Origin of the sequence: Alkalispirochaeta americana (genome assembly GCF_900156105.1) — a bacterium.
GTDB lineage: Bacteria > Spirochaetota > Spirochaetia > DSM-27196 > Alkalispirochaetaceae > Alkalispirochaeta > Alkalispirochaeta americana.
Genome location: NZ_FTMS01000005.1, coordinates 90,536 through 103,069, shown reverse-complemented (window position 1 = coordinate 103,069; position 12,534 = coordinate 90,536). Strand labels below are relative to the sequence as shown.

Annotated in this window: 10 protein-coding genes; 4 read left to right on the top strand and 6 right to left on the bottom strand. The window is 58.8% G+C overall.

Going from position 1 to position 12,534, the window contains the following annotated elements; translation table 11 throughout:
• Positions 1-11 precede the first annotated feature (11 nt).
• The 4 genes from BW950_RS05175 to BW950_RS05160 all read right to left on the bottom strand — a co-directional run bounded on the left by BW950_RS05175 (position 12) and on the right by BW950_RS05160 (position 4,542).
• On the bottom strand, positions 12-1,307 hold the full coding sequence (locus BW950_RS05175) for a dihydrolipoamide acetyltransferase family protein (protein ID WP_076488228.1): 1,296 nt from the start codon (positions 1,305-1,307) through the stop codon (positions 12-14).
• Entirely contained in the window at positions 1,307-2,080 is a 774-nt protein-coding gene (locus BW950_RS05170; protein ID WP_083943747.1) for a DeoR/GlpR family DNA-binding transcription regulator, read from the bottom strand. Before BW950_RS05170 ends, BW950_RS05175 begins: the two co-directional genes overlap by 1 nt.
• Positions 2,081-2,275: 195 nt before the next feature.
• A complete protein-coding gene (locus BW950_RS05165; protein ID WP_076488227.1) occupies positions 2,276-2,713 on the bottom strand; it encodes an RbsD/FucU family protein in 438 nt (145 codons plus the stop codon).
• 14 nt (positions 2,714-2,727) lie between these two features.
• A complete protein-coding gene (locus tag BW950_RS05160) occupies positions 2,728-4,542 on the bottom strand; it encodes an L-fucose isomerase (protein WP_234969025.1) in 1,815 nt (604 codons plus the stop codon).
• A gap of 194 nt (positions 4,543-4,736) precedes the next feature.
• Between BW950_RS05160 and BW950_RS05155 the strand changes: the two genes are divergently transcribed.
• Positions 4,737-6,143 (top strand): D-alanyl-D-alanine carboxypeptidase family protein, encoded by a 1,407-nt coding sequence (locus tag BW950_RS05155; RefSeq protein ID WP_076488226.1) that lies wholly within the window; start codon positions 4,737-4,739, stop codon positions 6,141-6,143.
• Between the two features lie 209 nt (positions 6,144-6,352).
• Here the strand turns inward: BW950_RS05155 and BW950_RS05150 are convergent, their stop codons facing one another.
• Together BW950_RS05150 and BW950_RS05145 are read right to left on the bottom strand one after the other, a co-directional pair.
• The gene (locus BW950_RS05150; protein ID WP_076488225.1) at positions 6,353-7,324 is read right to left on the bottom strand and encodes a beta/alpha barrel domain-containing protein; all 972 of its coding nucleotides are present in this window, start codon (positions 7,322-7,324) and stop codon (positions 6,353-6,355) included.
• A 103-nt stretch (positions 7,325-7,427) separates the two neighbouring features.
• Positions 7,428-8,369, bottom strand: coding sequence for an SDR family NAD(P)-dependent oxidoreductase (locus BW950_RS05145; protein ID WP_159438725.1), 942 nt, complete (start codon positions 8,367-8,369; stop codon positions 7,428-7,430).
• Positions 8,370-8,486: 117 nt separating this feature from the next.
• On the opposite strand from BW950_RS05145, the gene BW950_RS05140 reads away from it, so the two are divergent.
• The 3 genes from BW950_RS05140 to BW950_RS05130 all read left to right on the top strand — a co-directional run bounded on the left by BW950_RS05140 (position 8,487) and on the right by BW950_RS05130 (position 12,517).
• Complete coding sequence (locus BW950_RS05140; protein WP_076488223.1) at positions 8,487-9,392, top strand: acetamidase/formamidase family protein; 906 nt, start codon at positions 8,487-8,489, stop codon at positions 9,390-9,392.
• A 168-nt stretch (positions 9,393-9,560) separates the two neighbouring features.
• A complete protein-coding gene (locus BW950_RS05135; protein ID WP_076488222.1) occupies positions 9,561-11,489 on the top strand; it encodes an NAD(P)/FAD-dependent oxidoreductase in 1,929 nt (642 codons plus the stop codon).
• On the top strand, positions 11,486-12,517 hold the full coding sequence (locus BW950_RS05130; RefSeq protein WP_076488221.1) for a polyprenyl synthetase family protein: 1,032 nt from the start codon (positions 11,486-11,488) through the stop codon (positions 12,515-12,517). Before BW950_RS05135 ends, BW950_RS05130 begins: the two co-directional genes overlap by 4 nt.
• Positions 12,518-12,534: the final 17 nt, after the last annotated feature.

Sequence of the window (12,534 nt, the reverse complement as noted above, 5' to 3'; positions counted from 1 at the left end):
CGTTGCCTCCCTTATTGCGCCAGCAGGAGGTCGATTCGGGACACGCGACGTGCCAGCTCCTGGAGGAAGCGTGCCGCCGGCGCTCCGTCTACCACCTGGTGGTCCACCGTGAGGGAAAGCCCGATATGCGGATAGTGTTGAACCTGGCCGTCCTCATCCAGAACTGCTTTTACAGTGATGGTGTTCACGCCGAGAATCGCCACCTGAGGGGGATTCAGGACAGGTGTAAAGGCTTCAATTCCCAGGGACCCCAGATTTGTGATGGTGAAGGTTCCCGGTGCGAGATCTTCCCCGGAGGCTTTGCCCGAGAGACATCGCCGGACCAGGTCTTTCCCTCTTTCGGCCAGGTCTTTCAAGGAGAGGGTTTCGGCGGCGGCTATGGTTGGTACCATGAGTCCCCGTTCGGTATCGACGGCAAAGGAGAGATCTACCCGGTTGAAACGGCGAATTTCTCCTTCCACCAAATGGGCGTTCAGGGCCGGGTAGTCGGGAAGGGTCCGGGTCGTTGCAAAGAGGATCATGTCGTTGATGGTGATCTGATCGAGGCCCAGGGGCGCGCCGTCTTTTTTGAAACGGCTGCGCAGGGCCAGAAGTGCCCTGGCATCGGCGCTGGTCTGGAGGGTGAACTGGGCCGTTGTGGCGAGAGATTCCCGCATGCGCTGGGCGATTACTTTTCTCACGCCCTGAAGGGGCAGGGTGCTCTCCACGGGCGGAGGCGTTTCCGCGTCGGGGCGGGCCTCGGGTTCCCTGATTTTATCAGTCCGGGAGGGGGTGTCCTGCTGGCGATCTTCCTGAAACAGATCGTCCTGACGGGCAATCGAAGCGACAACGTCACGTTCGATGATTCTTCCTCCGGGGCCCGAACCGCGGAGTTCCTCAAGCAGGATGCCCTCGGCAGAAGCTCTCGTTTTTGCCCGGGGGCTTGCGGCACTCTCGAGAGTGCCCGCCGGAGCGGCCCTGTTCTCACGGGCAGAATCGGTTCCCGGTGCTCTGGGCGAAGCTGTTTCAGGAGGATTCCGGGGTTCCCTGCTCTCTGCGATGCCGGGAGTGGTGGTGTCTGCCTCTTCCCCCGGTTCTCCCACAAGGGCCAGGGCCGTCTTTACCGGAACCTCGTCTCCCTCCTGGAATAGCTGCTTCAGAAGAGTTCCCCGGGCTGTAGACTCCACCTCCATGGTGGTTTTATCGGTTTCCACCTCGCAAAGCACGTCTCCTGGTTCCACCGTCTCGCCCACCTGTTTTGTCCACTGCAACAGGATTACGCTCTCCACAGAGTTTCCCTGCTGCGGAAGAAGTACTGTATCTGCCATTATTCCTCCGATTCTGTTCCTGCCCGCAGAACCTGCGGTCCTGTTTCTTCGATTGCCCGGGCGTCCTCCGGGGAAAGGTCTTTGTCCACGATAATGGTGGTAACCTCTTCCAGGGGGAGGACCTTGACAAAGCCGCTTTTGTTGAACTTGCTGCTGTCGGCCAGGACGACCACCTGATCGGCCTGGGCGGCCATGGCTTTCACCACCTCGGCCCCCTCAACCAGATGGGTCGAGAGGCCATGGGTTGCCGAGAATCCGTCGGTTCCCACAAAGGCAATGCGCACGCGGAAACGCTTGATGTGTTCCAGTGCTACGGGACCTACGATACTCTCCGTTGCGGGGCGGTATTCTCCTCCTACAACCTGAACGCGGAGTCCCGGGTTTCCCCGGCAGTGTCCCAGAGCGAAGGCGTTGTTGGTGACAACGCTGATATCCCGTTTTCCCAGAAGAAATCGGGCGATCATAGCTGTGGTGGTGCCCGCTTCGATCATAATGGTGTCTCCGTCCTGAACCATCTCTGCTGCAACCCGGGCTATGGCGTGTTTTTCCGCTTGCCGTGACTGTTCTCGTTCTATGATCTCCGGGTGAATGGTGGGAACCGCTCCTCCCCGGACCCGGTAGAGGTAACCCTTTTCGCTCAGGCTTTTCAGGTAGGCGCGCATCGTTACAGCCGATACAGCCAGATGCTCTGCAAGATCGGTCACGCCCAGATTGGGATCTCTCACCAGAAGGGTGAGTATTTGCTGTTCCTTTTCGTTAAGCTGTGGAATCATAACCTTTTGATCCGCCTTTCATTAGAGAATAATAAGTCATAAGAAAGAAATACGCAAGAATTTTCTCGGGTCATCTCAGGGATGGACGAGGGAGAGCCTGCAAGGAGTGATATGCAAAAGGTGGAAAGGGCCAGGTTGCAGGGGCAGAGACAAAACGGAGGCTGCCCGGAAGGGGCAGCCTCGTGAAGGCGGGGGTTAGTCGGTGATGACGCCCTTTTTGAGAATGATATTCGCGTAGAGAGCCGTCTCGCCTGTGGCAACCACGGCAAAGGCCTGGCTCGCCCGCTCGTAGAAGGCGAAGCGTTCCACCATCTCAAAGCCCGCCCCGGCGTGAGGGGGGTGAGCCTCGCGGAGGATCTTCTCGTAGGTCTCCCATATGAGAGGCGGATCCCCCGATCCGGGGAGGACCTCCATGAGCGCCGCCGGTTGAGCCACAAAGGTATCCAGTGGGAAGAGCTGGAGAATTGCCTCCAGCAAGGGCGGAACTCCATGACCGTCGGCCCGGACGACCCGGCGACCCAGGGTCGCGGCGGGGAAGTTTCCATCGCCCAGGACCAGCTCGTCACCGTGACCCATCGAGGCCAGCACGTGGAGAAGTTCGGGGCTGATGATGCTCTTTATTCCTCGAAGCATCGCGCTTTCTCCTTTCAGGATCCCTTGTAGAGAGGGCCAAAGTTCTGGCACGCCCGAAAATCACCCGATTCCAGGTCCATTCCGAAGAGTGTCCACGCGCTGGGCCGGAAGATTTGATCCTCGGGAATATTGTGCATGTAGACGGGGATTCGCAGCATTCCTGCCAGGGTGATCAGGTCCGCTCCGTAGTGGCCGTAGCCGATCGCACCATGGTTCGCACCCCAGCTGGCCATAACTGTATAGACATCGCGGAATCGGCTGTTGTCGGCCAGGCGTGGAACAAACCAGGTGGTGGGCCAGGTGGGGTTTGTCCGATCATCCAGAGTGGTGTGAACGTCTTCGGGAATTTCCACAGCCCATCCTTCGGCGATCTGGAGGGCTGGCCCCAAGCCGGCCACAATATTGATTCGGGCCATGGTTACAGGCATCTCTCCCCGGGTGGTGTAGTCTGTGCTCCAGCCTCCGCCCCGGAAGTAGCCCAGCTCTGCAGCACGCCACTTTGTTGCCTTCAGGCACCGGCGGGCTTCTTCGGGGGTGATCTCCCACCAGGGTTTCATCGCCGGTTTCCCGTCAATTTCCTGCTCCCCTGTTCCATCCAGTGCCGCGGGGCCGGAGTTAATCAGATGGATGATTCCGCCGGCAGCCCGGCCGGTGAGCTCCGTTCCCGTGACGCGATGAACTGCCTCGGGGCTCCAGTAGGTGCGAACGTCGGCAAAAATCTGGGCGCTCCCTGTGAGGAGGTGGCCGAAGGTCATGGTCATGGCGTTGAGGTTGTCGTTTTCTGTGGCCACCATGTAGGGTTGGCGGATGCCGTTCCAGTCAAAACTTGACGTAAGAATCGCCTCCATCATGTCGCCGTTGGGCATGAAATCGGTCCACTGGCGCTGGCCCTGAAACCCTGCGGCCAGGGCGTTATGGCCCAGGGCCTCCTCGCCGTGGCCTTCTTCGGCGAGACGGGGATTCCCCGTCATCAGATCCCTGGCGATCAGAGCCATCTTGACGCTGGTCTCCCAGTCCTGGTCCTTCTGCTGCCGTGTGCGCTGGTGCTCGGGCTGATTGGGATCGTCCCCCTCCTGGCAGAGCTCCCTCACCCAGGCCAGAGCCCGGGCGTATTCGTCCCTGTCGTAGATTTCCTGCTCCATGCGGCGGATGAACTCGCTCATGTCGATGTATTCGTTGCGCATTCCCAGGTAATCCTTGAAAAAGCTCTCGGTCACATAACATCCGGCGATCCCCATGCTGGAACCGCCCATGGAGAGGTAGCTTTTCCCGCGCATGTAGGCTACGGCAAGGCCGGCCTGGGCAAAGCGCAGGAGTTTTTCCCGCACATCGGGGGGGACGCTTTGATCGTCGCTATCCTGGACGTCCTGGCCGTAGATTCCGAAGGCGGGGATTCCCTTCTGGGCGTGTCCGGCCAGGGCCGCTGCCAGGTAAACCGCGCCGGGGCGCTCGGTTCCGTTGAACCCCCAAATTGCTTTCGGGATAAGGGGGGTCATATCGATTGTTTCCGAACCGTAACACCAGCAGGGTGTTACCGTGAGCGATACTGCAACCCCTTCGCGCTCAAACTGGGCCGCGCACTGGGCCGCCTCGGCGACCCGGCCGATGGTGGTATCGGAGATCACTACTTCTACGGGGAGCCCGTTGGGGTATCGCAGGGTTTCCTCAAAGAGCTTCTTTGCGGCGCGCGCCATGTTCATGGTCTGCTCTTCCAGGCTCTCCCGAACGCCCCGAAGGCGACCGTCAATGGTTGGACGGATTCCTATTCGCGGCAGGTTGCCCCGCAACCGCTCGGCGGGGGGATTCACAGGCATTCGTGTTTCAGACATGAGTTCCTCTCCTGCAGGTTCGTGTTGAGCAATGCAATCGTTTACATACAGTAGTATACACCGACTTCTCCTGCAACGCAAAGGGATTTTTTGTTCTCCCTTCGCCCCTGAAACCAGAACGGACAGGAGCTTTCGGAATAGTTTTACCATCCCCCGGATAGACATTTTGAAGATCTCTTGATAGTACAGGGTACATGATTTCATCACGAAGGATTTTCATCGAACCGGAGGAATCTTCAAAGGAGCGTTCCCTGGAAAGAGAGAAGCGTTCCCTGGAAAGGATGTCGCTTTTTTCACGGGGTTTCTTCCGGACCCTGCTGTTTTCCCTTGCCCTTTCTCTTGTGCCATGGCCTGCTCTGGCCGATGAGACAGGGAAGGCCGACAGGCTGAAGGATGTTGTCCTGTCGACAAGGTCCTCCGGGGAAGAGACTGCAGCGGAACGCTTTTCGGTTCCCCCGCCGATTGTAGAATACGCTCCGGTTGTGGCGATCATGGATTATACCACGGGAACGATCCTCTACGAGAAGGGTCTTGATAATGAGTGGGTTCCCGCTTCAGTGACAAAGCTGGTTACGGTTTATACGGCGCTGGAAGCGTCACGACGGGGAGCTTTTCCTTTGGATGAGGCCTTGCCGGTACACCCCGAGGCTTATGCCCGCGCCATGCCTCCGCGAAGTTCCCTCATGTTTCTTGGTCCTGACCAGCGGGTGAACGGCTGGGACCTTCTGCGGGGGTTGGCGGTATCAAGCGGAAATGATGCTGCCGTGGAGGTCGCGCTTCGCGTGGCTGGATCAGTTAGTGCTTTTGCCGGCGAGATGAACAATACAGTCCACTCCCTGGGCCTGAAACGACTCTATTTTGAGGAGCCCTCGGGGCTGAGCCCGGGAAACAGGATTACAGCCCGGGAGATCGCTTATTTTACCCGAATTTTGATAGAGCGCTGGCCCGAATCGTTGCCGCAGCTCTTTTCAATGCAGTCTTTTGCTTACCCCGAGGCGAAGCATTTCCCGGGGGGGCGGCTTCAGGGAAACACGATTGTTCAGTACAACCGGAACACTCTCTTGCGGGATTATCCCGGGGTTGATGGAATGAAGACGGGTTACACCAGTGCCGCCGGATATAATGTGGTTGCCACAGCACGGCGGGGAGATCAGCGTCTGATCGCTGTGGTTCTTGGCGTGGCGGGGCCGACACACCTTGAGGGGGGGCGGCGGCGTTCCAGCGATGCGATCAGTCTCTTTGACTGGGCGTTTTCCTCGTTTCAGACCGTCTCCCTGACCCTTCCTCCGCCGCAGGAGGTTCCCATCTGGGGGGGGAAGGAGCGGTATGGAACGGTGGCGGCGACCCAAAACCTGTCTGTTGTGATTCCTGCCGGGACGGAGAGTCTGCTCCGGGGGGAGGTGGAGGTGCCTGATAGTTTCTGGGCTCCCCAGGATAGGGCTTCACCTGCGGGAATGGTACGGTATCGTTTGGGTACGGAGCCTCTGCTGGAGGTTCCGTTGTGGTTTACTCAGCCCATAGAGGCGGGGGGAGTTCTGCGCCGGGGCTGGGATCGGTTGCGATGGTGGTTTTCCCGTCTTGCTCTGCGGATTGCTTCCTGACGAAAGGGGTGATTCGCTTGCTGCGGGGTTTTGCGCCAGGGATCGGAGCGGAAATCCCGCAGGGGGCGCAGCGGCTGCGCGGCGAGCGGGAGTGAGCCGGGAAGGCAGCCGCGACCCGGCGCCACCGAGGAATTGGAGCGGAGAGCCCGACCCGCCGGCCCGGCGGGTGGCGCCGGGATTTTCCCGGGGTGTGCCGGAGAGGTGTCCGGTTAGCTCCCGGGTTCCCGGGGGTTTTCCAGGGAGCTGGAGCGGCGGCTTTCGCTGAGGCTTCCCCGAAGATCGAAGAGGCTGGTAAAGTTTTTTCGGCGCATCCACCGAAGGAGCGCTTCCTGGTAGTCCCTGGCCCAGGAGCCTGCTTCAACCTCTTTTCCTGCGGGGACGGGAATGGTTCCCAGGGTTGCGCCGGCCAGGAGGCTTTCTGCCAGGCTGTCGGGTTGGCCCAGGGGCAGGCGTGCGGCGATATGGGGGGTGACCCGACGGTAGAGGAGTTGGATAGACGACAGGATCGTGACAAATTCCGCGTCAGAACGGCGGTCGTGAATAGCCCGGGAATCGGTGGAGATGGTCTCGATATCGATGGCGGTCAAGGCCGAAGAGCTTTTGAGGAATATCCCCTTGATGGAGCCTTCTCCCAGGGCGTGGACCAGGGCCTGCATTCCGTAGGGTGCAGCAGGGAGTTGAACGGTCACGGGAAGGTTTGTCTTGGGAGCCACGCCGACGCTTGTCCTGAGGATCTCCTTTTCCAGACGGTCAGACCGCATCGCTCGCCAACGGTCCTCCCTCAGGGGCATCAGGATAACCGCGCTGGCTCCGGCCATTTCCATAGCCCGGGTGGTGTTGAGCCAGTCGCTTCTTCTCGTGCACTGGAGGGGCGTGAGGAGTGGTATTTCCGTCAGGTCTGAAATTTTTTCCAGGTGCTCCAGATAGGCGTCATAGTTCAGTCGCCGACGGATTTTCTCGCTGTCGCGAACGGCTCCGTCGGTCTGGTTGTTTCCGGTTACTTCCTGATCGTTTTCGCTCCAGGAGAGACGTTCCTCGTCCAGGGGCGGCAAGATCACGGCTCCGGCACCGATGGCGTTCAGGTTTTCCACGATTTCCGGTGGAGGAAGGGTGTCAAGAAACTCGACGATCACCGGGCTCTTCAGGGAGAGGCCTGCATAGGTTACGTTCAGGTCTATCATCGTGGCCAGAGTATAGAAGGGCTTGGCCCCTTAGGCAAGGAGCGCGATCACTTTGCCTTTGGGGTTCTGTCGGGTTGTGCTGGTTGCCCGACATGGTTGCGGATCACCAGGATCGGGCCAGAATGGTGTAGATTCTTCGCGGTATCAGCCTGGCAAGGCGCAGGATGAGCCGGTTGGAGAGGCCTGGAATGTAGACGGGTGATCGCCGATGGAGCCCGAGGGGGCCGTTCCACAGTCGGCGAAGCGAGAGTTCCGCCACTTTCCGGGGGTCCATCCAGCGAATCAGCCCCCGGTTTTGGAGCCTCCGGGGGTGCCAGCCCAGGCGGGCATGAAAATCAGTGCGGGTGAAGCCGGGGCACAGTACCTGAAGGGCTATATTCCGTCGGGAGAGTTCCGGAAAGAGGGCGATCCCCAAAGAGACAATGAAGGCCTTGGTGGCGGTGTAGAGGGCCGGCCCTGGTGAGGGGAGAAAGGCCGCTGCCGATGAGACCAGAATGATTCCTGGAGCTTGGCCAGAGACGGAGGACTGGCCAGAGAGTAGCGGCACTGTCTGGTTCACCAGAAAGGTTGTGCATTGAACGTGGAGCTCCCCCATGGCCAGGACATCTTCCGGTGATGCCTCCAGAAAGGGTCTGTCCAGACCGTAGCCGGCGTTGTGGATGAGCAGTTCCAGCCCCGGAGTCTCCCTGAGCACCGCCATGAGCTGCTCCCGGGTTTCGGACTCCCGAAGATCCCCTAGGACAATCCTCACGGGAGGATTCCGGGGCACGTTTCGGGATAGCTCTTTGGCAAAATCTTCAAGAACTTCCCGGCGACGGCCTGTCAGGATGAGGCTCCATCCCTGGTTGGAGAGGGCCTGGGCAAAGGCTTTACCGATTCCGCTGGTGGCGCCGGTGATGCAGGCTGTCCGGTGGGGGGGGCGATTGGTGCTGATTGGTGTGCTCCTTGACCCGGGGGCGATTTTTCCGGAAGGGGAAGCTCCCTGGCCGGTTTGATATGCCTTCCCGATAGAACTTTGCCCCACCGGATGGATGCTGTCAATCACGCCCGTCGTGAGGTCCGTTGGGTCCGGGGCATTCGCCTGCAGAGGTCTTCCGGGAACCACACGTTGCAGAAAGCATGATATTCTTGGAGTTTCACCAGAAAAAAGCAGGAGGAATACATGCGCATCGACGATGAATCGATTTTTTACGCCTTTCACAGCGAGCTGATACCGGTGGTCACCGTTGAAAGCGGTGCCGAGATTCAGATGGTTACACGAGATTGCTTCTCCAACCAGATTTCCACCCCCGAAGACTTCTCGGGCCTCGACTGGAACCAGGTGAACCCTGCTACAGGCCCTGTCGCTCTTCGCGGTGCACAACCAGGGGATATTCTGAAGGTAGAGGTTCTGGGAATCAAGATCGCCGATTCCGGGATCGTTTGCGTTGTTCCCGGGGCGGGGGTTCTGGGTGATCGCATCGAGGCTGCCCAGGTCAGGATCCTTTCTGTGGACGATCGGGTTCGTTTTAACGAGAAAATTTCTCTGCCTCTGAACAAGATGATCGGTGTCATTGGAGTGGCGCCCCGGGGGGAGGCTGTTCCGAACGGCGTGCCCGGGGATCACGGCGGAAACATGGATAATCGGGTAATCCGGGAGGGCGCGACCCTGTATCTTCCCGTATTTCATGAGGGTGCTCTTTTTGGTGCCGGCGACGTCCATGGTGCCATGGGTGATGGGGAAATCGGCGTGAGCGGCCTTGAGGTGGCTGCCGAACTCACCTTCCGGCTCTCGGTGATTCCCGGGTCGGCCTCGACCATTCCTCCGCTGGAGCATCCCCTGCTGGAGGATGACCAGGATTTTTACGCCATTGTTTCGGGAGAGACCCTGGACTCCGCCACAAAACGGGCCGTGGCCACCATGGCAGATCTCGTTCAGCACAAGACGGGACTCTCCCTGGCAGAATCGACCATGCTGATGAGTTTGGCGGGCCATACCGAGATTGCCCAGGTGGTTGATCCCCAGGTGACAGTCCGCTACCGCTTGCCCAAACAGGCCGTGGCGGAGTATTTCACGAGTCTTTTCTGAGGCGGCCTGGGGTTGAGTGCCTCCATTTTTCGGGATCGGGTGCAATCAACCTCAGAAGCGGCTCCTTCGGGGATTCTTTGTGAAAAGGTCAGGAACTTCGTTCAAGCACTGGAAATTCATGATAGTATTTGTAATATTGTGTATTGATTGCGAAGGAAGGGGAAAGAAATGAGCGAAAAGAAGCGTATAGTAATTCTCGGGGGAGGCTATGGAGGGGTGCAGGTGGCCAAAAAGCTGCTGAAGCGGTTCTCTCGAAACCCTTCCGTGGAGATCACCCTGATCGATAAAAACCCCTACCACACCCTCATGACCGAGCTTCACGAGGTCGCCGGTTCACGGACCGGGCCCGAGGCTGTTCAGGTAAGTTTCAAGAAAATCTTTGGAGCCTCGCCCGTCGGGGTTGTGGTGGATGAGATAACGGGTATAGATCTCGATGGCAAGGAGCTCCTGTCCTCGGCGGCGCGATATCCCTACGATTTTCTGGTTATCGGCTCCGGTGGAGCGCCGGAGTTCTTTGATATACCTGGTGCACAGGAATACAGTTTTACTCTCTGGTCTCTGGAGGATGCTCTGCGGATACGTGGTCACGTGGAACGGCAGTTTCGCGAGGCTGCAAAACAGCTTGATCCCGAAAAAAGACGCCAGATGCTGACCTTCACCATTGCAGGAGCGGGATTCACCGGGGTGGAGCTGGCAGGAGAACTGCTGGAACGGAAAAAGGAACTGTGTCCTGCCTATCACATCGACGAGCGGGATGTGAGAGTGCTTCTGGTGGAAGCCCAGGATAGTATTCTTCCTATCCTCCCGGAGAAGTTGCAAAAGAAGGCGGAAAAGCGCCTCCGCTCGATGGGGGGAGAACTTCTCTTGAGGGCTCCTGTTACCGCTGCGGAGGCAGGAAAGGTTTTCCTGGGCGACACAACCATTCATACGGAGACCTTCATATGGACCGCCGGGGTCCACGGGGGTGAGCTCAGCAATCGCCTGAACCTTACGAAGGGCCACACAGCCCGGGGAGAATGCTCCGTCGCCTCCGTGGAGGGGATCCACGGCATGGCCGGATGCTGGTTCGACGAATCAGAGCGCTACGTGGTAGGACAGCGTGGGCGCATTCTGGTAAACGATTATATGCAGTCCGTGGACAGGGATGAGATTTATCTGGTGGGCGACGTGCTCTGGTATGTTGAGGAGGAGCATGTGGTTCCCCAGATCGTAGAGACGGCGCTTCAGACGGCCGACACGGCGGCTCATAATATCATCGCATCAATAGAAGGGAAGGAGCTTCGTCCCTTCCGCTCGGCCTATCATGGCTTCATGGTTTCCGTGGGGAGCAAGTGGGGAGTTGCGGATGTTCTGGGGGTTTCGCTGGCGGGATTCTGGGCACTGGCCATGAAGCACCTGGTGAACCTGCATTATCTCTTCGGTCTGGCCGGAGTAAACGCCTGCTGGGAGTACATCAGTGGTCAGTTCCTCACCATACAGGGAGGGCGATCTCTTTTTCGGGGGCACTTTTCCTGGAAGGTTCCTGTCTACTGGACGGTGCCTCTGCGTCTCTTTCTGGGGGGAAAATGGCTTCACGAGGGGATCAAGCATATTCGGGAGGGGTGGCTCTACCCCGGCTACGATGGGCTTATGAACGTCTGGCCCGAATCAATTCAGTTGCCCGGCGTCTCCTTTGGCGCCGCTGATGCAGTCTCGGCCGCAACCGAGGGAGCCGATGCCTACGGTCAGCCTCTAATCGAGGCTATTGCTCCTTATACCTGGTTCGCGGAAAATATTCTCTCCGCATCGCCCCTCTTGGCCTTCCTGCTGCAGGCAGCGGTGGTGATCGGACAAATTGGAATTGGTCTGGCTCTCATCGCCGGGTGTTTTACCTTCCTGGCTGCGGGGGTCTCCATCGTGTTCAGCCTCCTTTTCATCAGTTCCGGCTGGGGAAACCCGGAACTTCTCTGGTACATGGCTGCTTCGCTGGTGATGCTCGGAGGTGGAGGTCGAGGATTCGGCCTGGATCATTATCTCATGCCCTGGCTCAAGCGCTGGTGGAACAAACGGTCAATCGCGAAAAAAACCTACCTCTACATAGGAGAACCACGAGATTGAGTTTCTGGGCAGGATATCCCGAGGTTCAGCATGAGCTGGAACGAGTGCAACATCTTATAGATCAGGAGACGGCAGGCCCCGGGGGGCTCATATCCAGGGCTCTCTCGGACCTCACCAGGAGAGACGCAAAATTTCTGCGGCCCGGCTTTGTTGTTCTCGCCGGCAGGATTGGTAACGGGGGAGTGCCCCTGGGAGAGGGGGCCATAGAGCGGGCTGCCGCGATAGAGATGCTTCACATGGCATCGCTTATTCACGACGATATAGTCGACGGCGCCAGAACACGTCGTGGAGGAGATTCCCTTCATATCACCCTGGGGAGCAAGCGGGCTGTCCTTGCCGGTGATTATCTCTTTGCCCGGAGTTTTGCCCTCTTTGCAAAGTCCAGCGGTCAGGAGGGTCTGCGCCTTCTTACGCCTTCGGTGGCCAGGCTTGTCTCGTCGGTTATTGATGAATCGTCAGGGCTTGATGAGTCCCCGGCTTCTGGTTTGCCAGGGGGTTCCCTTCGGTTTAACCTCTCTCCGCGCCGCTACCTGCATCGGATTGTGGGAAAAACGGCGGTTCTCTTCGCCTTGAGTTTTCATGCCGGTGCCCTTGAGGCCGATACTCCCTCGAAAGATCTGATAGAGCCCCTGAGGCGAGTGGGATACAACCTGGGGGTGGGGTTCCAGATTATAGATGACCTCCTGGATATCGCAGGAGATCCCCGGAAGACGGGGAAGCCCCGAGGAACTGATCTGCGTGCCGGTGTCGTGACTCTGCCACTCATTTTGGCGATGCAAAAGGATTCCGGAAAGATTCTGCCAAAACTCGCCGATCAGGCTCGCCATGCCCGATGGCGCAGGACAAGAGTTCATGCCCTTGAGGAGGTCCGCCGACTGGTTTCCCGGTGCGGCGCCTTTCAGGAAACCTGGTCTGTGGCGGAACGCTATACCCGCCGGGCAGAGCGGGAAATTCTGCGCCTTCCTCCGGGGGCCGATCGTGATACCCTCCAGGAGGCTACAACACGGCTTTTGCGCAGAAGCGCCTAGATCAGGTCGTGCTTAAT

What these genes read in the sequence shown, in the direction of transcription:
- BW950_RS05150 (WP_076488225.1), bottom strand. Translation starts at nt 7,324, where the DNA reads ATGATAGACCTGAACGTAACCTATGCAGGCCTCTCCCTGAAGAGCCCG.
- BW950_RS05135 (WP_076488222.1), top strand. Translation starts at nt 9,561, where the DNA reads ATGAGCGAAAAGAAGCGTATAGTAATTCTCGGGGGAGGCTATGGAGGG.
- BW950_RS05140 (WP_076488223.1), top strand. Translation starts at nt 8,487, where the DNA reads ATGCGCATCGACGATGAATCGATTTTTTACGCCTTTCACAGCGAGCTG.
- BW950_RS05175 (WP_076488228.1), bottom strand. Translation starts at nt 1,307, where the DNA reads ATGGCAGATACAGTACTTCTTCCGCAGCAGGGAAACTCTGTGGAGAGC.
- BW950_RS05155 (WP_076488226.1), top strand. Translation starts at nt 4,737, where the DNA reads ATGATTTCATCACGAAGGATTTTCATCGAACCGGAGGAATCTTCAAAG.
- BW950_RS05160 (WP_234969025.1), bottom strand. Translation starts at nt 4,542, where the DNA reads ATGTCTGAAACACGAATGCCTGTGAATCCCCCCGCCGAGCGGTTGCGG.
- BW950_RS05170 (WP_083943747.1), bottom strand. Translation starts at nt 2,080, where the DNA reads ATGATTCCACAGCTTAACGAAAAGGAACAGCAAATACTCACCCTTCTG.
- BW950_RS05165 (WP_076488227.1), bottom strand. Translation starts at nt 2,713, where the DNA reads ATGCTTCGAGGAATAAAGAGCATCATCAGCCCCGAACTTCTCCACGTG.